This window comes from Octadecabacter sp. B2R22 (assembly GCF_018861045.1).
Classification (GTDB): domain Bacteria; phylum Pseudomonadota; class Alphaproteobacteria; order Rhodobacterales; family Rhodobacteraceae; genus Octadecabacter.
In genome coordinates, this window is sequence record NZ_JAHKQJ010000005.1 from 510,312 (window position 1) to 531,720 (window position 21,409).

At 55.0% G+C, this 21,409-nt stretch carries 29 protein-coding genes; 21 read left to right on the forward strand and 8 right to left on the reverse strand.

The genetic code is table 11. The features are described from left to right. Nucleotides 1-3 precede the first annotated feature (3 nt). On the forward strand, nucleotides 4-351 hold the full coding sequence (locus tag KO486_RS05105; protein ID WP_216036156.1) for a hypothetical protein: 348 nt from the start codon (nucleotides 4-6) through the stop codon (nucleotides 349-351). Here the strand turns inward: KO486_RS05105 and KO486_RS05110 are convergent, their stop codons facing one another. After that, the gene (locus KO486_RS05110; protein ID WP_216036157.1) at nucleotides 352-1,518 is read right to left on the reverse strand and encodes a MalY/PatB family protein; all 1,167 of its coding nucleotides are present in this window, start codon (nucleotides 1,516-1,518) and stop codon (nucleotides 352-354) included. 118 nt (nucleotides 1,519-1,636) lie between these two features. Here KO486_RS05110 and def (KO486_RS05115) point away from each other — a divergent pair, with 118 nt between their 5' ends. Genes def (KO486_RS05115) through fmt form a run of 4 tightly spaced genes read left to right on the forward strand, consistent with a single transcriptional unit; the run spans nucleotide 1,637 to nucleotide 4,056 of the window. After that, entirely contained in the window at nucleotides 1,637-2,164 is a 528-nt protein-coding gene (def, locus tag KO486_RS05115) for a peptide deformylase (protein WP_216036158.1), read from the forward strand. Then, a complete protein-coding gene (gene def / locus KO486_RS05120) occupies nucleotides 2,151-2,645 on the forward strand; it encodes a peptide deformylase (RefSeq protein WP_216036159.1) in 495 nt (164 codons plus the stop codon). The genes def (KO486_RS05115) and def (KO486_RS05120) overlap by 14 nt, the downstream gene beginning before the upstream one ends. Next, nucleotides 2,635-3,132 carry a peptide deformylase gene (gene def / locus KO486_RS05125; protein ID WP_216036160.1) on the forward strand — a complete coding sequence of 166 codons (498 nt, stop codon included), beginning with the start codon at nucleotides 2,635-2,637 and terminating at the stop codon, nucleotides 3,130-3,132. Before def (KO486_RS05120) ends, def (KO486_RS05125) begins: the two co-directional genes overlap by 11 nt. Nucleotides 3,133-3,147: 15 nt before the next feature. Beyond that, on the forward strand, nucleotides 3,148-4,056 hold the full coding sequence (gene fmt / locus KO486_RS05130) for a methionyl-tRNA formyltransferase (protein WP_216036161.1): 909 nt from the start codon (nucleotides 3,148-3,150) through the stop codon (nucleotides 4,054-4,056). On the opposite strand, the gene rnhA is transcribed toward fmt, so the two are convergent. The 3 genes from rnhA to ispH are packed head-to-tail and all read right to left on the reverse strand — an operon-like array spanning nucleotide 4,053 to nucleotide 6,038. Beyond that, nucleotides 4,053-4,502 (reverse strand): ribonuclease HI, encoded by a 450-nt coding sequence (gene rnhA / locus KO486_RS05135; RefSeq protein ID WP_216036162.1) that lies wholly within the window; start codon nucleotides 4,500-4,502, stop codon nucleotides 4,053-4,055. The two genes, fmt and rnhA, sit on opposite strands and share 4 nt — an antisense overlap. After that, complete coding sequence (locus KO486_RS05140) at nucleotides 4,495-5,091, reverse strand: class I SAM-dependent methyltransferase (RefSeq protein WP_216036163.1); 597 nt, start codon at nucleotides 5,089-5,091, stop codon at nucleotides 4,495-4,497. Before KO486_RS05140 ends, rnhA begins: the two co-directional genes overlap by 8 nt. Next, nucleotides 5,088-6,038, reverse strand: coding sequence for a 4-hydroxy-3-methylbut-2-enyl diphosphate reductase (ispH, locus tag KO486_RS05145; protein ID WP_216036164.1), 951 nt, complete (start codon nucleotides 6,036-6,038; stop codon nucleotides 5,088-5,090). Before ispH ends, KO486_RS05140 begins: the two co-directional genes overlap by 4 nt. A 169-nt stretch (nucleotides 6,039-6,207) precedes the next feature. Here ispH and KO486_RS05150 point away from each other — a divergent pair, with 169 nt between their 5' ends. Beyond that, nucleotides 6,208-6,681 (forward strand): cytochrome c, encoded by a 474-nt coding sequence (locus KO486_RS05150; RefSeq protein WP_216036165.1) that lies wholly within the window; start codon nucleotides 6,208-6,210, stop codon nucleotides 6,679-6,681. Between the two features lie 75 nt (nucleotides 6,682-6,756). On the opposite strand, the gene KO486_RS05155 is transcribed toward KO486_RS05150, so the two are convergent. Continuing rightward, entirely contained in the window at nucleotides 6,757-7,332 is a 576-nt protein-coding gene (locus KO486_RS05155; protein ID WP_216036166.1) for an NYN domain-containing protein, read from the reverse strand. Between the two features lie 116 nt (nucleotides 7,333-7,448). Here KO486_RS05155 and folK point away from each other — a divergent pair, with 116 nt between their 5' ends. The 13 genes from folK (at nucleotide 7,449) to recO (ending at nucleotide 17,187) form a co-directional block, all read left to right on the forward strand. Then, a complete protein-coding gene (gene folK, locus KO486_RS05160) occupies nucleotides 7,449-8,012 on the forward strand; it encodes a 2-amino-4-hydroxy-6-hydroxymethyldihydropteridine diphosphokinase (protein ID WP_252734562.1) in 564 nt (187 codons plus the stop codon). Nucleotides 8,013-8,093: 81 nt separating this feature from the next. Beyond that, the gene (gene rpoZ / locus KO486_RS05165; RefSeq protein ID WP_216036168.1) at nucleotides 8,094-8,456 is read left to right on the forward strand and encodes a DNA-directed RNA polymerase subunit omega; all 363 of its coding nucleotides are present in this window, start codon (nucleotides 8,094-8,096) and stop codon (nucleotides 8,454-8,456) included. A gap of 15 nt (nucleotides 8,457-8,471) precedes the next feature. After that, a complete protein-coding gene (locus tag KO486_RS05170; protein ID WP_216036169.1) occupies nucleotides 8,472-10,610 on the forward strand; it encodes a bifunctional (p)ppGpp synthetase/guanosine-3',5'-bis(diphosphate) 3'-pyrophosphohydrolase in 2,139 nt (712 codons plus the stop codon). Between the two features lie 24 nt (nucleotides 10,611-10,634). Next, nucleotides 10,635-11,291 (forward strand): DUF2062 domain-containing protein, encoded by a 657-nt coding sequence (locus KO486_RS05175; protein WP_216036170.1) that lies wholly within the window; start codon nucleotides 10,635-10,637, stop codon nucleotides 11,289-11,291. Between the two features lie 39 nt (nucleotides 11,292-11,330). Further along, nucleotides 11,331-12,071 (forward strand): pyridoxine 5'-phosphate synthase, encoded by a 741-nt coding sequence (locus KO486_RS05180; protein ID WP_216036171.1) that lies wholly within the window; start codon nucleotides 11,331-11,333, stop codon nucleotides 12,069-12,071. A 74-nt stretch (nucleotides 12,072-12,145) separates the two neighbouring features. Then, complete coding sequence (locus KO486_RS05185) at nucleotides 12,146-12,598, forward strand: hypothetical protein (protein ID WP_216036172.1); 453 nt, start codon at nucleotides 12,146-12,148, stop codon at nucleotides 12,596-12,598. Next, nucleotides 12,595-13,218: a LysE family transporter gene (locus KO486_RS05190; RefSeq protein WP_216036173.1), complete on the forward strand. Its 624-nt coding sequence runs from the start codon at nucleotides 12,595-12,597 to the stop codon at nucleotides 13,216-13,218. Before KO486_RS05185 ends, KO486_RS05190 begins: the two co-directional genes overlap by 4 nt. Continuing rightward, nucleotides 13,215-13,619, forward strand: coding sequence for a holo-ACP synthase (acpS, locus tag KO486_RS05195; protein ID WP_216036174.1), 405 nt, complete (start codon nucleotides 13,215-13,217; stop codon nucleotides 13,617-13,619). The genes KO486_RS05190 and acpS overlap by 4 nt, the downstream gene beginning before the upstream one ends. Before the next feature lie 79 nt (nucleotides 13,620-13,698). Next, the gene (gene lepB, locus KO486_RS05200) at nucleotides 13,699-14,517 is read left to right on the forward strand and encodes a signal peptidase I (protein ID WP_216036175.1); all 819 of its coding nucleotides are present in this window, start codon (nucleotides 13,699-13,701) and stop codon (nucleotides 14,515-14,517) included. Then, complete coding sequence (rnc, locus tag KO486_RS05205; protein ID WP_216036176.1) at nucleotides 14,514-15,203, forward strand: ribonuclease III; 690 nt, start codon at nucleotides 14,514-14,516, stop codon at nucleotides 15,201-15,203. The genes lepB and rnc overlap by 4 nt, the downstream gene beginning before the upstream one ends. Beyond that, nucleotides 15,200-16,120 carry a GTPase Era gene (gene era, locus KO486_RS05210; protein WP_216036177.1) on the forward strand — a complete coding sequence of 307 codons (921 nt, stop codon included), beginning with the start codon at nucleotides 15,200-15,202 and terminating at the stop codon, nucleotides 16,118-16,120. The genes rnc and era overlap by 4 nt, the downstream gene beginning before the upstream one ends. Next, a complete protein-coding gene (locus KO486_RS05215) occupies nucleotides 16,117-16,449 on the forward strand; it encodes a DUF1491 family protein (protein ID WP_216036178.1) in 333 nt (110 codons plus the stop codon). Before era ends, KO486_RS05215 begins: the two co-directional genes overlap by 4 nt. Before the next feature lie 9 nt (nucleotides 16,450-16,458). Then, nucleotides 16,459-17,187 (forward strand): DNA repair protein RecO, encoded by a 729-nt coding sequence (gene recO, locus KO486_RS05220; RefSeq protein WP_216036179.1) that lies wholly within the window; start codon nucleotides 16,459-16,461, stop codon nucleotides 17,185-17,187. Here the strand turns inward: recO and KO486_RS05225 are convergent. Further along, the gene (locus KO486_RS05225) at nucleotides 17,184-17,573 is read right to left on the reverse strand and encodes an META domain-containing protein (protein ID WP_216036180.1); all 390 of its coding nucleotides are present in this window, start codon (nucleotides 17,571-17,573) and stop codon (nucleotides 17,184-17,186) included. The genes recO and KO486_RS05225 overlap by 4 nt on opposite strands. 95 nt (nucleotides 17,574-17,668) lie before the next feature. On the opposite strand from KO486_RS05225, the gene KO486_RS05230 reads away from it, so the two are divergent. Then, on the forward strand, nucleotides 17,669-18,265 hold the full coding sequence (locus KO486_RS05230) for a DUF4189 domain-containing protein (RefSeq protein WP_216036181.1): 597 nt from the start codon (nucleotides 17,669-17,671) through the stop codon (nucleotides 18,263-18,265). 5 nt (nucleotides 18,266-18,270) lie between these two features. On the opposite strand, the gene KO486_RS05235 is transcribed toward KO486_RS05230, so the two are convergent. Beyond that, on the reverse strand, nucleotides 18,271-19,941 hold the full coding sequence (locus KO486_RS05235; protein WP_216036182.1) for an acyl-CoA dehydrogenase family protein: 1,671 nt from the start codon (nucleotides 19,939-19,941) through the stop codon (nucleotides 18,271-18,273). A gap of 146 nt (nucleotides 19,942-20,087) precedes the next feature. Here KO486_RS05235 and KO486_RS05240 point away from each other — a divergent pair, with 146 nt between their 5' ends. Then, the gene (locus KO486_RS05240; protein ID WP_216036183.1) at nucleotides 20,088-20,855 is read left to right on the forward strand and encodes a sulfite exporter TauE/SafE family protein; all 768 of its coding nucleotides are present in this window, start codon (nucleotides 20,088-20,090) and stop codon (nucleotides 20,853-20,855) included. On the opposite strand, the gene KO486_RS05245 is transcribed toward KO486_RS05240, so the two are convergent. Next, the gene (locus tag KO486_RS05245) at nucleotides 20,852-21,403 is read right to left on the reverse strand and encodes a DUF3859 domain-containing protein (protein WP_216036184.1); all 552 of its coding nucleotides are present in this window, start codon (nucleotides 21,401-21,403) and stop codon (nucleotides 20,852-20,854) included. The genes KO486_RS05240 and KO486_RS05245 overlap by 4 nt on opposite strands. Nucleotides 21,404-21,409 lie beyond the last annotated feature (6 nt).

Consider the following 21,409-nt stretch of genomic DNA (forward strand, 5'->3'; position numbering starts at 1 on the left):
AAAATGTTGGAATCACTGCCTCAATCGATCTGGAACGAGCTTCACGCAGCTCAGTCCAAAGCTGCCGCGAAACAGACCCGCCTGCGGGTTGAGGTGAATGGCGAAAGCTACCGGATTCAACGGATGACCAACACTGGGTTCTCTCTTGATCTGGAAGACGCGCCAAAGCTGCGCGGGTTGGTCGATATTTTTGATGGTGGGCGGCATGTCAGCCAATGCCTGATCGTCGCCGCTGCTGAAGACGGCAACCACATGGTCTATGAATTCAAACGCAATACGGCGGCCAGTGATGGCGCGCCGCTTGATTTTGAGCGCAAAAAAGACGCGCCTATTGCCCTGCTGGGCCGCTAGTTACTGTAAATCGCCAAACGCTTTTGCCAACCGATCGACAGCCTCTTGCACTTGCGCGCGGGGCGCTGCGAAGTTGAACCGCAAGAAGTTATCGCCCCCGCAACCAAAGGTCGGGCCGTGGTTGGCTGCGATTTTCGCATCTTGTTCCACGCGACGGGTAAAGTCCTCGCGTGTCATACCGGTTCCGCTGAAATCCACCCAAGCAAGGTAGGTCGATTCCAATGGCATCGACGCCAAACCCGGGATCGCATTGACCGCATCATCAAACAGCTTGCGGTTGCCATCCAGATAGACGCGAAGCTCATCAACCCAAGCAGCGCCTTCCGGCGAATACGCAGCCGTGGCCATAAATAAACCAAAGCTATTGGGCGACAAGCCAAGTGCAGCCATACGCCCTGCAAATTGGGCCCGCAGATCAGGGTCTTCGATGATCACATTACCCGAATGAGACCCCGCGATGTTGAACGTCTTTGTGGTCGCCGTCATTGTGACCAAGCGGTCCTCGATCCCTTCGATGTGCGCCATCGGAGTATGTTTTGCACCAAAGGTCAGGTCGTGGTGGATTTCATCGGACACCAGCAAAAGATCATGACGTTTCGCAAATGAGGCGACTGCTTGCAATTCGCCCTTGGTCCAAACTCGTCCACCCGGGTTATGAGGCGAACACAGGATGACCATACGCTCATTGCCAGTCATTTGCGCATCATAGGCGTCGAAGTCGAACTCATAGCGTCCGCTGTGGTTGACCAGCGGGCATTCAACAACCTGACGGCCCGCCGCATTAATCACTTTGGCGAAGGCGTGATAGACGGGCGTAAACAAGACGACCCCGTCGCCGGGTGCTGTGAACGCATCCACACACATCCCTGTACCATTCACCAATCCATGGGTGGTGAAAATCCAAGACGGATCGATGTGCCAGTTATGGCGTGTCTTCATCCACCACTGAATGGCGGCAAGGTATTCGGTCTCATCGCCAAAATAGCCGTAAACACCGTGGTCGTGCATGGCCTGAATGGCGTCTTGCACACATTGAGGCGGCTTGAACTCCATATCTGCCACCCACATCGCGATACCGTCGTTGGCATCGACGCCGTAAATCGGCTCCATCCCGTCCCATTTGATGCAATGAGTGCCACGGCGGTTGATAGGGGTGTCAAAATCCATATGAAGTCTCCTGTTTTAGCCAAGCTATCGCCATGTGGCGCAGGTGCAAGCCCTTGTATGGTGGAATGAACCGCTGGAGATGTTGCGCAATCGGAGCCGAAGTCTTACATGGCGTTTCATGACATTACGCTCCATCTTGATCCACCCCGACCCACGCTTAAAAGCGACCGCTACACCCGTTGCTGAATTCAACGGCGATCTGGCAGCTTTGGCCGATGATATGCTTGAGACTATGTATGACGCGCCGGGCATCGGTTTGGCCGCGCCCCAGCTGGGCATCATGAAGCGGATGTTGGTCATGGATTGCGTCAAAGAAGAAAACGCGACGCCGGAACCAATGGTGTTGATCAACCCAACAGTTATCGAAAGCTCGGAAGAGACCAACGTTTATGACGAAGGCTGCCTGAGCATTCCTGATCAATACGCCGAAGTGGAACGCCCCGCGATTGTGAAAGTCGAATGGACGGATATAAGTGGGAAAAAGGTTCAGGAAGAATTTGACGGGCTCTGGGCGACCTGCGTGCAGCACGAAATCGACCATTTGAACGGCAAACTGTTTATCGATTACCTAAAACCGCTCAAGCGTCAGATGATCACCCGCAAGATGCAAAAACTGAAACGCGAGATTGCACGTGGTAACGCGTAATGTCCGCCTTTGGCCGGACGCCGTATTGTCACAGGTCTGTGCTGCCGTTGATGTGCACGATCCTAACACTGCAGTGCTGATCGATGATCTTTTCGATACGATGTACGCGGCGAATGGACGTGGGTTAGCTGCGCCGCAGATTGGCGCGTTGAAACGTGTTTTCGTCGTTGATGTGACATGGAAAGAAGGCCCACGTGATCCACGCGCCTTTGTTAACCCAGAGGTGCTGAGCACAAGCGAAACCATTGTCGCGATGGATGAGCAGTGCCTTTCGATTCCTGACTTACCCATGCCCGTTAGCCGCCCAGACCGCGTCCAACTGCGCTGGATTAACCGCGACCTCCAGACGGAAACTGCGTGGTTCGACGGAATGCTTGCGCGTTGTATCCAGCACGAATTTGATCACCTTAACGGCACAGTGATTTTCGATCACCAGACGTCTGATGCCCGTACCGAATTGGAAGCCGCCTATGTCTCATAGACCGTTCGTCCCTTACCCCGCCAAAGTCCTTCGCACGCCAGCAAACGAAGTTGATGCAGTAACAGACGACATTCGTATGATCTGGGCCGAAATGATCGAAGCCATGGATTCCATGCCCGGTGTCGGGCTTGCTGCACCGCAACTGGGTATTCCGTTGCAATTGGCGGTGGTCGATGCCTCCGACAAGCGTGGCCAATCGGTCCGGATGGCGAACCCGAAAGTTCTTCATGCTTCCCAGGAACTGCGTGCCCACGAAGAAGCTTCGCCAAATGTGCCAGGTGCATCTGCGACGATCAAACGTCCGCGTGCCGTGACCGTCGAATTCTTGAACGAACAGGGCGAAGTCGAAACGAAAGATTTCGTGGGTCTCTGGGCGACCAGCGTTCAGCATCAAATCGATCACCTGAACGGCAAAATGTATTTCGACCGCCTAAGCCGCACCAAACGCGATATGTTGATAAAGAAAGCCCGCAAGCTGGGCAGCTAACCCAAGGGGATTACGATGCGCATAGTTTTCATGGGGACGCCTGACTTTTCGGTGCCAATCTTGGATGCCTTGGTAGATGCAGGTCATGAGATCGCGGCTGTTTACTCACAGCCTCCCCGCCCTGCAGGACGGGGTAAGAAAGACCGACCAAGCCCTGTTCAGTCGCGGGCCGAAGAGTTGGGTTTGGACGTCCGTCACCCAATATCGCTTAGGACCGACGACGCGCAGGCAGAGTTTACCGCGCTGAATGCTGAGATCGCCGTTGTTGTCGCCTACGGGTTGATCTTACCACAAGAAGTTCTGGATGCGCCCGCGAAGGGCTGCCTTAACATTCACGCGTCTTTGCTGCCGCGTTGGCGGGGGGCTGCACCTATTCATCGCGCGATTATGGCCGGCGATTCCAAGACAGGTGTTTGCATCATGCAGATGGAAGCGGGGCTGGATACCGGACCGGTTCTGCTGCGTCGCGAAATCGCCATTGCCGTGGATGAGACAACGGGCGCTTTGCATGATCGGCTGAGTAGCTTGGGCGCGCGTTCCATCGTCGAAGCGCTCGCCACGTTGGCGGACCTGACGCCTGATCCTCAGCCTGACGATGGCGTCACATATGCATCCAAGATCGACAAAGCCGAAGCACGAATTGATTGGACGTCCCCCGCAGATGAGATTGTCCGTCAGATCAACGGGCTGTCACCTTTTCCCGGCGCATGGACCGAAGCTGCGGGGGAACGCATAAAGCTTCTTCAAGCCAGCATCGCGACTGAGACGCTCGATGTCGGGGCAATCAGTGCATCAGAAGGTAGACTGTTCGCGGGGACCGGCGCCGGAGCGCTTGAAATCTTGCGACTTCAAAAGGCAGGTAAGAAACCTGCCTTGGCTGCCGACCTCCTTAAGGGATGGACGCCACCTGCCGCCTTTGACTAACCCTTGAACGGTGCCATGCCTGCGCGCGCCAATTCGTCGGCGCGTTCGTTTTCGGGATGGCCAGCGTGCCCTTTGACCCATTCCCATGTGACGTCGTGACGATTGCGGGCTTCGTCTAAACGCTGCCAAAGATCGATGTTCTTGATCTCGCCGCCCTTCTTTTTCCACCCCTTGGCCTTCCAGCCGTAGATCCATTTGGTGATCCCGTCTTTGACGTAGGAACTGTCGGTCACCAGCGTTAGTTTTGATGCGTTCGATAAGGTTTCAAGCGCATTGATCGCCGCCAGCAATTCCATCCGGTTGTTGGTTGTGTGCGCTTCGCCCCCCTTTAGATCGCGTTCTTTGACGACAGTATCGCCATCGCGTGCGATCAACACAGCGCCCCAGCCGCCTGGGCCGGGATTGCCACTGCACGCGCCGTCTGTGTAAGCAAATAATTCAGGCAATTTTCCGGGCTCGCATATTAACAAAGGGATCAATTGTTCCGGCCATTCCGGCTTCTCGACCTTCTTCGAACCCAAGAACCTCGAACCCAGCGTCACGCAGCAATTGCTGCAATTCGTCCACGGTGACAAAGGTATAAAGCCGATCGATATGATCGCGCTTTTCACCTGTTCCGACCTTCATCGCAACATGGAAAACACCGCCATCGCGCAGAGCAGAAGCGATTGCCGAAAAATGTTTGGGCAAGTCCGGTTTAGGCGCATGCAGGAGCGAGAAATTCGCCCAGACCCCATCATAGGCCGCCACCATATCTAATTCGTCAAAAGTCAGCTTTCGCGCGCCGATGTTGTGAGCCTCATTGGCCAATTCGATCATGCCGTCCGACGCGTCAACCGGATCTGGATTGAAGCCAGCTGCGCGCATATGGACCGATGCCCGCGCAGGCCCGCAGCCAAGGTCGAGAATGTCTCCGCCGTCAGGCAACAACGACAGAAAGTCTTGCAAAGACTTACTGCTCGAGCCGCTGTCAAAACATTTGTCGTAATTGTCTGCTGCGCCGTCATAAAAAGCGATGGTTTTTGGATCGGTCATGCTGTTTCTCGCAGGACGCGCGGCACTTTGAATTCTACGTTCTCGACCGCGGTTTCCACCTGTTCAACGGTCACGTCATAGCGATCCTTAAAGGCGTCAATAACTTCGTTGATCAGCACCTCGGGGGCGGACGCGCCGGCGGTAATGCCGATGCTAGTGATACCGTCCAAGGCGCGCCAGTCGATGTTGGCGGCCCGCATGACAAGTTGGCTGTAGGCGCAACCCGCTTTACGACCGACCTCGACCAAACGTTGCGAATTGGATGAATTGGGTGCGCCAACGACCAACATAGCATCCGCCTTTGGGGCCATAGCTTTAACCGCTTCTTGGCGATTGGTTGTCGCGTAACAGATGTCTTCTTTGTGTGGCCCAACGATGGCCGGAAACCTTGCATTCAGAGCGGCAACAATGTCCGTTGTGTCATCGACCGAAAGGGTCGTCTGTGTGACAAAAGCCAATTGTTCAGGGTCGCGCGGCGTGACCTCTGCCACGTCTTCAACCGTCTCAACCAAAAGCACTTCACCATCCGGCAATTGTCCCATTGTTCCGACAGTTTCAGGGTGGCCTGCATGTCCGATCATGATCATTTGTAGACCGTTTTCTGCGTGGCGCTGGGCCTCAATATGGACCTTGGACACCAGCGGGCAGGTGGCATCAACAAAGACCATCTCGCGCTTGGCGGCGGCGGCGGGCACTGCTTTGGGCACGCCATGTGCAGAGAAAATCACGGGACGGTCGTCAGGGCATTCATCCAATTCTTCGACAAAGACAGCGCCCTTGCCGCGCAAATCATCCACCACGAACTTATTGTGTACGATCTCATGACGCACATAGACAGGCGCGCCCCATTTTTCCAAAGCCATCTCTACGATCTTGATGGCGCGATCCACGCCTGCGCAAAACCCACGTGGCGCGGCGAGGTATAACGTAAGTGGGGCTTTGGTCATGGGAGTCTCCTGCTTGCCACCGTAGGTAAGCATTTAGCGTCGGCACGTCCAGATCAAGCCCGTGCAGAAAGTCTGCAATCCATCCTGTTCTCTTTCTGCAATACGCGAAAAGCCTTGCCTTCCCCTAGGTGGAACCTCGTAGAGACGAAGTGACAATTTGGAGAGAATAATGAGCGCGAAATTTTTGACTGTTCTTACTGTTGGTGCTTTAGGACTTGGCGCAACCATGGCCGTAGCTGAACAGGACACTCACTCACAAGTGAACTTGTTCGCTTACGAGGATTTAGCCGCCGTGGCCCATGGAGCCGAACTCTATGCAGAAAATTGTGCGTCTTGCCATGGAGAGAGCCTTGAAGGGCAAGAGAATTGGCGTACTCCAAGCTCTAATGGCCGAAGTCTTGCTCCTCCTCACGACGCCTCTGGTCATACTTGGCACCACCCTGACGTGCAGCTGTTCCAGATTGTTAAATTTGGCACTGCCGCGCTTGTAGGAAATGGTTACGAAAGCGATATGCTTGGGTACGAAGGCGTCTTAAGTGATAGTGAGATTCGTAATGTAATGGCGTTCATCAAAAGTACGTGGCCCAGCGATATTGTTGAGCGCCACAATATGATGAATGCTGCGGTTGCCGCGCAGAACTAGCGATATCCAAGTCGAAGGAATTGCTATGACGTTGCCATAAACAAAAACAGGCGCCCTTGAAGGGCGCCTGCTGTTTTAGCTTTCTTCCTCGACCATTTCGGCCTTGGGTTCTTCGCGTGGCTCTCTTGGAGGGCGCCCGATAACGTCGCGCAGTTCGTCGAGTTCGATGAAGTTATCGCACTGACGACGAAGCTCATCCGCGATCATAGGCGGTTGGCTGCGGATCGTTGACACAACAGACACCCGAACACCTTGGCGTTGCAGGCTTTCAATCAACGGCCGAAAGTCACCATCACCAGAGAAGATCACGATGTGATCAACATGCGGTGCCAGTTCCATCGCGTTCACGGCCAATTCAATGTCCATGTTACCTTTGATCTTGCGACGCCCCATGGAATCAGTGAATTCCTTGGCGGGCTTCGTGACCATGGTAAAGCCATTATAATGTAACCAATCTACCAGCGGTCGAATTGGAGAATATTCATCATTCTCCAACAGGGCTGTGTAGTAAAACGCACGCAACATTTTGCCGCGCCTCATGAACTCGCTACGTAACAACTTATAATCGATGTCAAACCCGAGCGACTTAGCCGCTGCATAGAGGTTTGAACCGTCGATGAAGAGGGCGAGCCTCTCATCACGATAAAACATGACAATTAGTCCTTTCAAATTGTCCGAACCGGTGGGAACTATGTGAGTGGTTTCAAAACCCGGTAGGACACTACAGAATGTAAAGCTTTTACGACATGTCGCAAGGGGCGCAAGAGATGAAGAGCAGGATAGTGCTTGTCGCGTTGGGAAGTAATGTAACGTCACAAGCAGGCGGGCCGTCTGAAACAGTTGCTGCGGCCATTGACGCATTGGGGGACCAGTTTGGTGAAACGCGGGTCAGCAAATTTTACCAAACACCAGCATTTCCTGCGGGTTCGGGGCCGGATTTTGTCAATGCGGCCTGTGCATTTTACAGTGATCGGCCCGCGTCGGAGATTCTTGCAGGCTTGCACAGCATCGAAGCGGCATTTGGGCGTGACCGGCAGGTCCGATGGGGATCACGTACGCTTGATCTAGATCTCATCGCATGCGGTGACGACGTGCGGCCTGATCATGACACTTTTCGATACTGGCGCGATATGCCCCTGTCAGAGCAGCAAACCCGTGCGCCAGAGCAATTAACCTTGCCGCATCCGCGGCTTCAGGAACGTGCTTTCGTATTGGTTCCGTTGGCTGATGTCGCCCCTGATTGGGTGCACCCTGTCCAGAACCGCACGGTTTCTGAAATGCTGTCTGAATTGGGCGCAGCCGAGTTGTCAGAGATCACGCCACTGAATTAACGGAATCGCTTGTCTTATTGCTGTCAAGCCATTAGATAGCCGTTTCTGACCCTACCTATATCGATTTGATTGGAGTGCCCCATGGCCCGCGTGACCGTTGAAGACTGCGTTGACAAGGTTCCGAACCGTTTTGAACTGGTGATGCTTGCTGCACATCGGGCACGTGAAATTTCTGCCGGTGGTGCGCTGACTGTTGCGCGCGACAACGACAAAAACCCTGTCGTATCCCTGCGTGAGATCGCTGAAGAAACACAGACAGCGGATGATTTGCGCGAGCGCATGATCGAAGCCAACCAGACACAAATCGAAGTCGATGAGCCGGAAGAAGATTCCATGGCTCTTCTGATGGGTGGTGGATCCCCTGAAGCAGACAAGCCTGCCGAAGACGATCTGAGCGAAGAAAAGCTTCTTCGTGCTTTGATGGAAGCTCAAGGCCAGAAATAAGGTGGTGCAGCGCACATGATCTCTGCTGACGATCTGATTGCGCTGATCCGCACCTACAACCCAAAGACCAATGCGGACATGATCGCCGATGCTTTTGCATTCGGCGAGGAGATGCATGACGGCCAGTTCCGTCATTCTGGTGAACCGTATTTCACCCATCCTGTCGCTGTCGCGGCCATCCTGGCTGAACAGCAGATGGATGACGCGACGCTCATCACCGCGCTGTTGCACGACACCATCGAAGACACCAAAGCCACCTACGCCGAGGTTGAGCAACGCTTCAGCAAAGAGATCGCCGAACTGGTCGATGGCGTGACAAAGCTCACCAACCTTCAGCTCAATTCGTCCGAGACCAAACAGGCCGAGAATTTCCGCAAGCTGTTCATGGCAACATCGCGTGATTTGCGCGTTACGTTGGTCAAGCTCGCGGACCGGCTGCATAACATGCGGACCATCAAATCGATGCGCCCGCAAAAGCAGGCCCAAAAGGCCCGCGAAACCATGGACATCTATGCACCGCTCGCAGGGCGCATGGGGATGCAATGGATGCGCGAAGAACTCGAGGACCTCGCGTTCCGAGTTCTAAATCCCGAGGGCCGCAATTCTATCATTCGCCGCTTTATCACTTTGCAAAAAGAGACGGGTGATGTCGTCGAAAAGATCCAAGCTGATATGGAGCTTGAGATGGACAAGGCGGGCCTGTCTGTCGACATCTATGGGCGCGCCAAAAAACCCTATTCGATCTGGCGCAAGATGCAGGAAAAAGAACAAGGTTTCAGCCGCCTGTCTGACATCTACGGCTTCCGGGTTATCACTCAGACAGATGCCGACTGCTACGCGGCCCTTGGTGCGATTCACCAGCGTTGGGCGGCTGTGCCCGGTCGCTTTAAGGACTACATCAGTCAGCCAAAAACCAACGGGTATCGGTCTTTGCACACCACGGTTTCTGGCCGTGACGGGAAGCGCGTCGAAGTGCAAATTCGCACGGTAGAAATGCACGAAGTCGCCGAAGCAGGCGTCGCGGCCCACTGGTCCTACCGTGAGGGTGTGCGCGTCGAAAACCGCTTTGCGGTCGACCCTGCGCGCTGGATTGCTCAGTTGAGCGAACGTCTGGACGAAGACCACGACCACGACGAATTCCTCGATATGGTCAAACTGGAAATGTATCAGGACCAAGTGTTCTGCTTCACGCCCAAGGGCGATGTTATCAAGCTGCCCCGTGGTGCGACCCCAATTGATTTCGCCTATGCGATCCACACCCGTATTGGACATGCCTGCGTCGGGGCAAAGGTGGATGGCATTCGTGTTCCGCTCTGGACCCGCGTCAAAAATGGCCAGTCGGTGGAGGTTATCACAGCAGAAGGCCAAACGCCCCAAGCCACGTGGACGGATATCGCTGTAACGGGGCGCGCGAAGACCGCGATCCGTAGGGCGCTTCGCGAGGAAGATCGTGAACGATTTATCCGTTTGGGCCGTGAACTTGTCCGTGTCTCTTTTGAAAATATTGGCAAAGAAGTTACGAACAAGGCGTTGAAGACCGCCGGAAAATCGCTTGGATTATCCAATGTCGACGATCTATTGGAACGGGTCGGTGCGGCCGAGATCACATCTCGTGAAGTCGTGTCCGCAGTTTTCCCTGATCTGGCGAAATCCGTCGGTCATGAGATCGAAGCCCGCCGCGCTGTTATCGGTCTTTCGCCGGATCAGTCGCATCGTCGCGCCCAATGCTGCCAGCCGATCCCGGGGGAACGTATCGTCGGGATCACGTCGCGCGGTGAAGGTGTGGTCGTTCACGCGATTGATTGTGAGGTTCTCGTCAATTACGAAGACCAGCCCGAACGCTGGATCGATCTGCATTGGCAAGAAGGCACCCACTCGGTCACCAACACGATCACATTGGAACTAACGATAACCAATGATGCGGGTGTATTGGGCCGCATCTGTTCTGTGATTGGCGAACATGACGCCAATATTTCCGACCTTGTCTTTGTCGATCGAAAACCTGATTACTTCAGGCTGTTGATGGATGTCGATTTACGCGACACAGAACACATGCACATTATTATGAATGCCCTTGAGGTGGATAGTAATGTCGCGGCGGTCGCGCGACACCGTGACCCCGAACGCGCCGGCAAAGTTCAGCGCAGAAGTTAAGGCCCGAGGGCAGAGGAAACATAGGTGGTTTTCAGACGACGAGACAGGCGCTCATTTTGGCGCGCGACGCTGGAACTGCTCTGGCCTCGCGGCGGATGGGGCCGTGCGGCGCAATATGTCAAACATCGTGTACGTCGGCTTCCCGACACCCCTGAAAAGATTTCACGCGGAATTTGGGCAGGCGTTTTCACCACGTTTTCGCCGTTCTACGGGATTCATTTTTTCATTGCGGCATTTATCGCAATGGCCATGCGCGGCAATATACTTGCATCACTTATGGCCACGTTCTTCGGCAACCCGTTGACCTATATTCCGATCGCTTATGCGTCTCTAAGTACGGGGCACTGGCTTTTGGGGACGCGCATGAAACGCGACCTTCTTGAGGGAGCTCCAGGGCATGAAGTCTGTCGCATTGGTTGCCAGTTTAATAATGCATTTAGTGACCTATGGCATAATTTCACTGCGTTGTTCACGCATCAGGAAATGGATTGGCGCGGCTTGTCCGAATTCTACGGCGAAGTTTTCTACCCGTATTTCGTGGGCGGAATTATTCCCGGGATCATCACGGCGACCATCGCATATTACATCTCTGTACCGGTCATCCGTGCCTATCAAAATCGGCGCCGTAAACGTCTTCGCGCGAAACTTGCCCACCTGAAGAATCCTGCTGACGGCGCATAAAATCCGCGTTAGACTTAAGTCCAGCAGGAAGGGTCTCTTATGTCCAAACTACGTCTTGGTGTGAATATTGATCATGTGGCTACAGTGCGCAATGCGCGGGGCGGAAGCACTCCGGATCCCGTCCGTGCGGCCATTCTCGCGCAAGAATTTGGGGCGGACGGAATCACAGCACACCTTCGCGAAGACCGTCGCCATATTGCGGATGCGGATATTGATGCGCTGATGGACGCACTGAACGTGCCGTTGAATTTCGAAATGGCAGCGACAGACGAAATGCAAAAGATTGCCCTGCGCCATAAGCCGCATGCGGTCTGCATCGTTCCAGAAAAGCGCGAAGAACGCACCACTGAGGGCGGGCTGGAAGTCGCGCGGGAAGAAAACCAGCTTGCGCATTTCATCGCTCCGTTGCGCGAAGCAGGGTGCCGCGTCTCGATCTTTATTGCAGCGGACCAACGTCAAATCGACGCGGCTCACCGAATTGGTGCTCAGGTCATCGAACTTCACACTGGCGCTTTTTGCGATGCCCACGCAGAGGGCGATTTCGCCACACGCGATGCTGAACTGGAAAAAATGCGTGACATGTCGACCTATGCCCATTCGCTGGGGCTGGAAGTCCATGCAGGCCACGGGCTGACCTATGACACCGTGCAACCTGTTGCTGCTTTTCCTGAAGTCATGGAACTCAACATCGGGCATTTCCTGATCGGTGAGGCAATCTTCCTAGGCCTCGGACCGGCGATGGCTGAAATGCGCCGTCTCATGGACGAGGTTCGCACTTAAACGGCCCTTGATTGTCCTACTTGCTTGGCAGCGCCGAACCACGCACACTCCCTTTGGTTAGAACGGAGTTTGTCATGCGTAGATTGTTACCCCTGATCATCACACTTTTTGCAGCGCCCGTCGCCGCGCAGACGGCCTTTCCTTGTGACTGGCAGGCCCGCGCAGATGCCATCGTTGAACCGTGGGAAGACTACAGTCGAACATTCGCCGATGGGAAAGTGCGTGTTGCGTTACTAGACACCATCGAACCCGCCGCCGCGGCGATGTACCTGCTGATCCTGCACCCACCATATGATGAACTTTCCGGTCGGACCTGCACTGTCGTTGGGCTGGACGAAGGTTTGGGATACGCTGGCATGTTTTTCGAAGATCTGGACGCAAGTTACGATCCCGCAACGGGCCTGACGTTCACAATTCCTGCAATTATCTACCTCCCAGAACAGAGCTTTCAGAACTCGGCTTTGCTGAGCATTACCGTCAATCAATCTAGCGGTGATGTCGCAGTCACGCAGGAGCTTGCCGAATGAACGACCTGTTGTTCCCATTGCCGTTGATCCTGCTGGGGTGGGCGGTTGCGGGCGGCAGTCCTGGCCCTGCGACGCTTACGATTTCGAGCACATCCATGGCTCATGGTCGCGCAATGGGGCTGCGGCTTGCGGCGGGCGTTGTTCTGGGGTCCGCAATTTGGGGCATCGCAGCGGCGCTCGGTTTTTCGGCGATCATGGTCGCGAATGCATGGCTCTTTGAGGTGATCCGCTTCGCCGGTGCTGGCTATCTTCTGTTTCTTGCTGGAAAGTCATTGCTTTCTGCATGGCATGGCAAGGCCGTCCAACCGCAGGTTCCTAGCCGGGCAGGTGCATTCGGCAAAGGTTTGGCGCTGCACCTCACCAATCCCAAAGCGATCCTGAGCTGGGGGGCGATCTATGCCGTTGTTTTGTCTGCAGATGCAGCGCCAATGTCGGTCGCTTTCCTGTTTTGCGTGCTGAGTCTGACGTCCATGGCGATATTTTTTGGCTATGCAGTCCTGTTTTCCTCCGCTCCGATTGCTACGGTCTACCTACGCGCGAAACGCGGTTTTGATCTGGTGTTTGGCGTGTTATTCGGGGCGGCATCTTTGAAACTACTGACGGCAAAGCTCACCCCATGATCCTCGGCATCGGCACGGACCTCGCAAACATCGACCGGATTCAGGGGACGCTTGATCGTTTCGGCGACCGGTTCCGCAATCGCGTTTTTACCGAAGTTGAGCAACATAAAGCTGAACGGCGCAAAGATATTGCAGGCACGTACGCCAAACGATGGGCCGCCAAAGAGGCGTGTTCAAAGGCGCTGGGCACAGGGCTACGCATGGGCATTTCATGGAAAGACATGGCCGTGTCCAACTTGCGAACCGGCCAACCTGTGATGGAGGTCACGGGCTGGGCCAAAGAGCGCCTTGAGACCATGACACCAGAGGGGCATGAGGCAATCATCCACGTAACACTGACAGATGATCATCCTTGGGCGCAGGCCTTTGTTGTTATCGAATCTCGCCCAATTAACGTGTAGGTCAGTACGGGTTGACTTGGCGGGCCGTCACGCGCACATAACCCCAGATTTTATTGACGATTAAACGTGAGGTTGGGCCGTGTGGGCATCCATTAAAGAAACAGTAAAAACAGTCGTTTACGCGCTGCTTATCGCGGGCGTGTTTCGTACATTCCTGTTTCAACCATTTTGGATTCCATCGGGATCAATGAAAGAAACGCTGCTGATCGGCGATTTCTTGTTCGTCAACAAGATGGCCTATGGCTATTCTTACGCGTCTTGCCCGACGATTATTATCCCTGCTGTCGGCTTGGATGTTGATGCCGAAGATTTCTGCGGCGTATTCAAAGGCGGCAATGAACGCCTGTTCGGGTCAGAACCGGAACGCGGCGATGTTGTTGTCTTTCGCCACCCGGTTTCAGGCCGCGACTTTATCAAACGCTTGATAGGGATGCCCGGTGACACCGTTCAGGTGCAAAACGGCGTCATCATTCTGAATGGCGAAGAAGTAGCGCAAACCGAAGCGGGTCTGTTCACAGAAACGATGGAACGCCAAGGCGGGCAGGGCAACCTTCCACGCTGTACCAACGGCGCTGTTGGTTTGGGGGCAGACTGCCTAAAGCAGCGGTTCACGGAAACACTGCCGAACGGCACAGAATACTCTGTTTTGAACATCGGCGAACGTGACCTAGACAACACGGGCATCTTCACCGTTCCTGAGGGTCAGTATTTCTTCATGGGCGACAACCGCGACAACTCCTCTGACAGCCGCGTGCCTCAGATTTCTGGTGGTGTTGGCTTTGTTCCATACGAAGATATTGTTGGTCGTGCAGACCGCGTCATGTTCTCCTCATCGGGCCGTTCGCTGTTGGCGTTCTGGACATGGAGAGCTGATCGTTACTTCAAGGCCGTCGAGTGAAACTGTCGGGCGCACTTCGTGAGTTTCAAGACAGGCTTGGCCACAGTTTTGCCAAGCCAGAGCACTTGATCCGCGCGGTCACCCATTCGTCCATGTCCTCGCCACACCGCGACGACAACCAGCGTTTTGAATTTCTCGGGGATCGTGTGCTTGGTCTCGTGATGGCAGAAGCGCTTCTTGAGGCTGACAAGAACGCACCCGAAGGGCTGCTTGCCCCGCGGTTCAACGCGCTTGTGCGCAAAGAAACCTGTGCAGATGTCGCCCGCCAGATTGATCTGGGCGCTGTCTTGAAACTGGGCCGCTCAGAGATGTTGACCGGCGGTCGCCGCAAAGAAGCGCTGCTTGGCGACGCCATGGAAGCAGTCATTGCAGCGGTCTATGTAGACGCTGGTTTTGAGGTCGCACGCGACCGTGTTGTTGCGCTTTGGGGGGATCGGATCACCAACGTCGAAGAAGACGCCCGTGATCCGAAAACGGCGTTACAAGAATGGGCACAGGCGAAGGGCGAGCCACCGCCATCGTACACGGAAATCACCCGAAGCGGTCCTGACCACGCGCCCGTCTTTACGATTGAAGTCCGCCTTAAGTCAGGCGCTTCCGAACAGGCGAAAGCGCCGAACAAACGACAGGCCCAGCAGGCCGCAGCCGCAGCCCTTTTGGCCCGCGTGCAAGGAGAAGATACATGAGCGATGATACCCCACAACGCGCCGGTTTTGTTGCCCTCATCGGTGAGCCAAACGCAGGTAAGTCTACACTGTTGAACCGGATGGTTGGCGCGAAAGTGTCAATCGTGACCCATAAGGTCCAGACGACCCGTGCCCGCATTCGCGGCGTGGCTATCGAGGGCTCAAGCCAGATCGTGTTCGTTGACACGCCGGGTCTGTTCCAGCCCAAACGCCGCCTTGATCGCGCGATGGTTGCGGCCGCTTGGGGCGGTGTTGCAGATGCGGACGTCGTTGTCCTGATGATCGAAGCGCACAGTGGTATCACCAAAGGCGTCGAAGCGATTTTGGAACGTCTCGGCGATGTCGGCAAAGGCCGCACCGTTGCTTTGGCGATCAACAAGATCGACCGCGTTGAAGCGCCGGTTCTGCTTGGCCTCACCAAGGACCTGAACGAACGCTTTGATTTCGCCGAGACCTTTATGATATCTGCCGAAAAAGGCCACGGTGTCGATACGCTGCGCACATGGTTGGCCGAGCGGATGCCCGAAGAGCCGTGGCTTTACCCAGAAGACCAGATCGCTGACTTACCGCTGCGGATGATCGCCGCTGAAATGACCCGCGAAAAGCTGACCCTGCGTTTGCACCAAGAGCTACCGTATCAGCTGACCGTTGAGACCGAGAACTGGGAAGAGCGCAAAGACGGGTCCTGCAAAATCGACCAAATCGTTTACGTTATGCGGGACGGCCACAAAGGCATCGTCTTGGGCAATCGCGGCGAAACCATCAAGGCCGTCGGCAAAGCGTCCCGCGAAGAGCTCGTTGAGTTTTTGGGTCGCAAGGTTCACCTGTTCCTACAGGTTAAGGTCCGTCCGGGCTGGCTTGAAGAATCTGAACGCTATTCTGAAATGGGCCTCGACTTTAAGGACGGCAACGCTTGAGCACCCGTCTGACATCCGACCTTTGGGTGTCTGCCTATTTGACCCGTCTGCGGTTGGTTGAAATCCCCGCCTTTGTTGTGCGCAAGGGCGATGCGACGGCCGGTTCCGTTTTGGTGAAACTCAACACATTGGATGGCAATGCCCGCGCGTTTCAGCGCCAGTTTGACCTGATGTCAGGAGACCGCGAATGGGTCACCTTGGCCGAAGGACCCGAACCCGACGTGGATGCATCGTTGGACAAACAGGCAGGGTTTGACCCTGACCTTTGGGTGATTGAGGTCGAAGACCGTCAGGGCCGCCATTTGCTAGACGACCCCTCCTTGGCCTAGGTTGTCGCTATGATTGAATGGCGCGATGAAGGGGCTTTGTTGAAGGTCCGAAAACACGGTGAAAACTCCGCCATCATTGAGGTGTTTACCCAGACCCATGGCAAGGCAGCAGGCATCGTGCGTGGCGGTACAAGCCGCAAGATCGCACCCTTGCTTCAACCCGGCGCCCAACTGGACGTAACGTGGAAAGCGCGCCTCGAAAATCACCTCGGAAGCTTTACCATCGAACCTGTCCGCAGTCGCGCAGCTCAGGTGATGCAGGATCGTCTGGCGTTGGCGGGGTTAAATGCTGTGACGGGTATTCTGGCATTTGTTTTGCCAGAACGCGAAACCCACCCGCCGCTCTATGATCGCACTATCGCCCTACTTGATCTGCTTGGACAAAATGAGGTTTGGCCGCTTGCATACCTTCAGTGGGAAATCGCCCTGCTCGAAGAAATGGGTTTTGCATTGGATCTGTCCGCGTGTGCCGTATCAGGCCTGAACGATGATCTGTTCTATGTCTCTCCGCGAACTGGGCGTGCCGTTTCACGGCTGGCTGCGGGCGAATGGGCCGACCGATTGTTGGCTTTGCCAAAGGTCATGCTGGGCAAGGGGGATGCTGATATCCCTGACATCTTGATTGCGTTGAAAACCACAGGACATTTCCTGCACCATCACCTCGCGAAATCGCTGGGGGATCGCCCTTTACCCGATGCCCGCCAACGCTTGATCGACGTCTTGAAGCGCTCGACTTAACGGGCTTTGAAAACCATTGATCGTCCATCGACGTTCGACAGGATGAGCGTACCGCCCTGAACCTCGGACAACGTCATGACTTCCAATGCGGCAAAGAATGCGGATTCGGCAGCAAGATTTTCGCAGGCCATGCGCGTCGCGCCGATCCCTTCGAGAGCAAACCAAGGATAAGGCGCAGTCTGTGTTGCGAAGTAACGATTGCAGGGCGCTTGCCCCTCGACGCGTCCTTCCTCTGGAAAACTGATAGTTGCAAGCGCCGTAAACGGTGCGTCATCTATTTCAGCTAACTGATATTCAGCTTCCGGGTCGGTGAATTTGGACACGCTTTCATCCCCTTGGCAGGCTGCGAGAGCTAGGAACATCAATATCAGCAGGGGCTTGATCATGTTTGTAATGTAACCTTTGGGCACAGCATCCAAAAAGGGGAATCTTTACCAATACGGGATTGCGTGCTTTCCTATGACGTATTCAGGAGAAAAATATGATTGTAGAATTTGTTATCGCCGCCACTCTGACATTACCCACAATGGGTCCGAGCGTAACGCAGGTCGAATTCAGAGAACCTATCCGAGAGGTGGTAACTTACCCCCCAGTTGGTGTGTTAGAACAGGCATCCGGCCTCCGGTTACCCGACGAGGTCCGATCCGTGTTTGAGGAAGATTTTCTTGAGGGGCACGTCTATTTCGGTGCTTTCGCGATCACCAAGGAATTTGGCTACGGGTATGTTACGGGCGCAAACTCTATTGAAGCTGCTCGCGATATTGCCATTGAGGAATGCCTCAAGCAGGGCGCAGGGTGCCTTATCTTCGCTGAACTATATCCCGAAGGGTACGTGCCACTAGAAGACGGGCAAGTGAGCCTTGCCCCCGAAGCGGCTGCGTATTTCAACAACCCGGGCGCGGACTGGGGCACGTATCGCGCAATGGCCGTCAGCGAAGACGGGGCCTATGCCATTGTGTGGGACTATGAAACGCCCGCGGCCGCAGCGGCGGCTGCGCTCGCAGACTGTGAAGAATACGTCATCACCAATTTACCGAACCTGCGTTCGATGCCCTGTGTGTTGATCCCGTTTAAGTAGGGGTCTTACAGAATGCGGCGTGAAATCACCTGAGCCTGAATTTCACCTGCACCTTCAAAGATGTTTAAGATGCGGGCGTCGCACAGGATACGGCTGACTTTGTATTCAAGTGCAAAGCCGTTGCCGCCGTGGATTTGCAATGCGTTGTCCGCAGCCGCCCACGCAACCCGTGCGCCCAGCAATTTCGCCATGCCTGCTTCGACGTCGCAGCGGCGGCCCTCGTCTTTCTCAAAGGCGCTGAAATAGGTCAGCTGACGTGCGACCATGATTTCAACGGCCATCATGGCAAGTTTGTTGGCCACGCGAGGGAATTCGATCAGGCTTTTGCCGAACTGTTTGCGATCCTGCGCATACTGCATCGCCACATCCATAGCCGAACAAGCCACACCAATGGCACGGGCGGCCGTCTGAATGCGGGCGGACTCGAATGTCTCCATCAGCTGCTTAAAGCCTTTGCCCTCTTCACCACCCAAAAGGTTTTCACCTTTGACCGCAAAGCCATCAAACGCGAGTTCGTATTCCTTCATGCCACGATAACCGAGCACTTCGATTTCACCGCCCGTCATGCCCTCGGTCGGGAACGGGTTCGCGTCATCGCCCGGTGTCTTTTCGGCCAAGAACATGGACAGACCTTTGTAGTCCGTCGTGTTTGGGTCCGTGCGGGCCAACAGTGTCATGACGTGCGTGCGGCTTGCATGGGTGATCCAAGTCTTGTTGCCTGTAACGGTGTAGTCGTCACCATCTTTAACTGCGCGTGTGCGAAGCGATCCAAGGTCAGACCCGGTGTTCGGTTCCGTGAATACGGCTGTTGGCAGTTTCTCGGCACTGGCCAAAGCTGGCAACCATTTCTGTTTCTGCTCTTCCGTACCGCCTGCGATGATCAGTTCGGCGGCAATTTCGGAGCGTGTCCCAAGCGATCCAACACCGATGTAGCCGCGAGACAGTTCTTCGGAAACGACACACATAGATGCTTTGGACAGCCCAAAGCCGCCGTATTCTTCGGGGATCGTCAGGCCAAATACGCCCATTTCGGCAAGTTCATCGATGACGTCCATCGGGATCAATTCGTCTTTCAAGTGCCATTCGTGGGCGAAAGGTTCGACCTTTTCGACAGCATAACGGCGGAACTGATCGCGGATCATTTCCAGCTCTTCATCAAGGCCAGTTGCCCCGACGGTTACTTCTGCACTGCGTTCCTGCATCAAGGCCACAAGGCGCAGACGTGCGGCTTGGGTGTTTCCGCTTTGGGTTAGGGTCTGAATTTCAGGCGTGGCCAACGTATTCATTTGATCTTGCGTTAGGCCGATGTCTTGCAGGCGCAAAATTTCGCCTTGGTTCATCGGGATGCCACCGCTGATTTGCGCAAGGTATTCGCCGAACGCGATCTGGTGGATCAACTGTTCAACCTCACCGAACCTGCCGTCCGATTTCAGCTTTTCCGCCCAAACCTGCATCTGCGCCAAGGCTTCAACGTATGTCGCCAGCCATGCCAGCCCATGGGATGCCGTTTGTTCGGCCTCAACCTTGGGTCCTGAAACGCGGCCATCAACAACCACGAGCTCCCGAACGCAGTCTTTTGCTGTCTCGAGAAGTGCGCGAGCCGGTGCGATCACGGCTCCTGTGGTGGTCAGAAGGTCAGGCAACAGCGCAGTTTTGTCTTGTGCGTCGAGGGGCATGGTCGACTCCTTTATTATGCAGTCGCAGAAATAACGCTCTCGCAGGTGCAGCGCAATAATAATTCGCGAAAAAGTGAGTTTGCGAACGAAAATAACCGAACGGAAATTGAGTGCAGAGGGGTGAAACGAGGTGTATCTGGTTGATTATGGAATATTTACTTGGAATCGACGGTATTGGCGCTTTGGCGTACATTCTCGCGGTGGCGGTGTTCGCCGGGCTGGTGAAAGGTGTCGTTGGCTTCGCGATGCCGATGATTCTGATTTCAGGTATGACGTTAGTATTGCCACCAGAGCAGGCATTAGCCGCTTTGATATTGCCGACCCTTCTAACAAACGTATGGCAGTCGTTGCGTCAGGGCATGCAAAGCGCCGTTCAAACGATACGTGAGTTTCGCGTCTTCCTTGCGTGTTTGGTTGTAGTGCTGGTGATGAGCGCCCAGCTTGTCCGCATTCTTGAACCGCAAATGCTCTATGCATTGATCGGAGTTCCCGTCGCGCTGTTTTCGGTTTTGCAGTTGGCAGGCTGGAAACCAAAACTCTCCGCACGATCAACCCGACTGGATGCAATCATTGGCAGTTTTGCTGGTTTTGTAGGGGGTATCTCGGGTGTTTGGGGGCCGCCGACGGTTGCATATCTGACCGCAGTGAACACACCAAAACAGGACCAGATGCGCGCTCAAGGGGTGATCTACGGCATTGGTGCGGTCGCGCTGGCTGGGGCGCACCTTCAGACGGGTGTGCTGCGGAGTGAGAACCTGCCTTTGACGCTCACGATCCTGCCGTTTGCTTTTGTAGGGCTATGGATCGGGTTCCGTCTGCAAGATCAGATTCCGCAAGAGAGGTTTCGCATGTTGACCCTCATTGTGTTGGCCGTTGCGGGCCTGAACCTGATCCGCCGTGCGATGCTTGGTTAACTAAACAGGTCCGTGTAGCCGCAAACCGAAGCCAATTCGGGTAGCGTTTCGGGCGGCACAACCGTGAATGTCGTTTCATAATACGTGACCCCGTTGGATCTGGCCGTCATCGTCCAGTCGCCAAGTGCCAACTCATATGGGTAGTCGAACTGGTAAAACGTAATGCCAGGGGTCAGCTCAGCGCCGATTGACGTGCTGAAACTTTGCTTGGTTTGGCCGTTGCCAATAAGCGGCGGGTGCGTGACCGTCATGACGACGTTGTCTTGGCCAAGCGTGCCTTGAATGCCTGCGCGAACGCCGAACCCGACCCCGATCACCGCTGGAACCAACCGGCCCTCGCTGACAAAGGGTGGCGCATCTTCGACCACATGAGTGCTCCCCGCGACGGTGTTTGGGGCATCACGAACGACGCCGCCTTCGATCGCACAAAGAACACCGGCTTTATAAAATCCCAGAAGGGGTGAGACGGTATCGATGTTTTGTGCATAAACGACAACGCCCCCGCAAACTGCGAGGGCGCTGCCAAGATATAAGGTTCGCATCATCATGCGACG

Excerpts from the sequence above, each read along its gene's own strand:
- KO486_RS05105 (WP_216036156.1), top strand. The coding sequence starts at position 4 with ATGTTGGAATCACTGCCTCAATCGATCTGGAACGAGCTTCACGCAGCT.
- KO486_RS05110 (WP_216036157.1), bottom strand. The coding sequence starts at position 1,518 with ATGGATTTTGACACCCCTATCAACCGCCGTGGCACTCATTGCATCAAA.
- def (WP_216036158.1), top strand. The coding sequence starts at position 1,637 with ATGACATTACGCTCCATCTTGATCCACCCCGACCCACGCTTAAAAGCG.
- def (WP_216036160.1), top strand. The coding sequence starts at position 2,635 with ATGTCTCATAGACCGTTCGTCCCTTACCCCGCCAAAGTCCTTCGCACG.
- fmt (WP_216036161.1), top strand. The coding sequence starts at position 3,148 with ATGCGCATAGTTTTCATGGGGACGCCTGACTTTTCGGTGCCAATCTTG.
- KO486_RS05140 (WP_216036163.1), bottom strand. The coding sequence starts at position 5,091 with ATGACCGATCCAAAAACCATCGCTTTTTATGACGGCGCAGCAGACAAT.
- ispH (WP_216036164.1), bottom strand. The coding sequence starts at position 6,038 with ATGACCAAAGCCCCACTTACGTTATACCTCGCCGCGCCACGTGGGTTT.
- KO486_RS05150 (WP_216036165.1), top strand. The coding sequence starts at position 6,208 with ATGAGCGCGAAATTTTTGACTGTTCTTACTGTTGGTGCTTTAGGACTT.
- KO486_RS05155 (WP_216036166.1), bottom strand. The coding sequence starts at position 7,332 with ATGTTTTATCGTGATGAGAGGCTCGCCCTCTTCATCGACGGTTCAAAC.
- folK (WP_252734562.1), top strand. The coding sequence starts at position 7,449 with ATGAAGAGCAGGATAGTGCTTGTCGCGTTGGGAAGTAATGTAACGTCA.
- rpoZ (WP_216036168.1), top strand. The coding sequence starts at position 8,094 with ATGGCCCGCGTGACCGTTGAAGACTGCGTTGACAAGGTTCCGAACCGT.
- KO486_RS05170 (WP_216036169.1), top strand. The coding sequence starts at position 8,472 with ATGATCTCTGCTGACGATCTGATTGCGCTGATCCGCACCTACAACCCA.
- KO486_RS05180 (WP_216036171.1), top strand. The coding sequence starts at position 11,331 with ATGTCCAAACTACGTCTTGGTGTGAATATTGATCATGTGGCTACAGTG.
- KO486_RS05185 (WP_216036172.1), top strand. The coding sequence starts at position 12,146 with ATGCGTAGATTGTTACCCCTGATCATCACACTTTTTGCAGCGCCCGTC.
- KO486_RS05190 (WP_216036173.1), top strand. The coding sequence starts at position 12,595 with ATGAACGACCTGTTGTTCCCATTGCCGTTGATCCTGCTGGGGTGGGCG.
- acpS (WP_216036174.1), top strand. The coding sequence starts at position 13,215 with ATGATCCTCGGCATCGGCACGGACCTCGCAAACATCGACCGGATTCAG.
- era (WP_216036177.1), top strand. The coding sequence starts at position 15,200 with ATGAGCGATGATACCCCACAACGCGCCGGTTTTGTTGCCCTCATCGGT.
- recO (WP_216036179.1), top strand. The coding sequence starts at position 16,459 with ATGATTGAATGGCGCGATGAAGGGGCTTTGTTGAAGGTCCGAAAACAC.
- KO486_RS05225 (WP_216036180.1), bottom strand. The coding sequence starts at position 17,573 with ATGATCAAGCCCCTGCTGATATTGATGTTCCTAGCTCTCGCAGCCTGC.
- KO486_RS05230 (WP_216036181.1), top strand. The coding sequence starts at position 17,669 with ATGATTGTAGAATTTGTTATCGCCGCCACTCTGACATTACCCACAATG.
- KO486_RS05235 (WP_216036182.1), bottom strand. The coding sequence starts at position 19,941 with ATGCCCCTCGACGCACAAGACAAAACTGCGCTGTTGCCTGACCTTCTG.
- KO486_RS05240 (WP_216036183.1), top strand. The coding sequence starts at position 20,088 with ATGGAATATTTACTTGGAATCGACGGTATTGGCGCTTTGGCGTACATT.
- KO486_RS05245 (WP_216036184.1), bottom strand. The coding sequence starts at position 21,403 with ATGATGATGCGAACCTTATATCTTGGCAGCGCCCTCGCAGTTTGCGGG.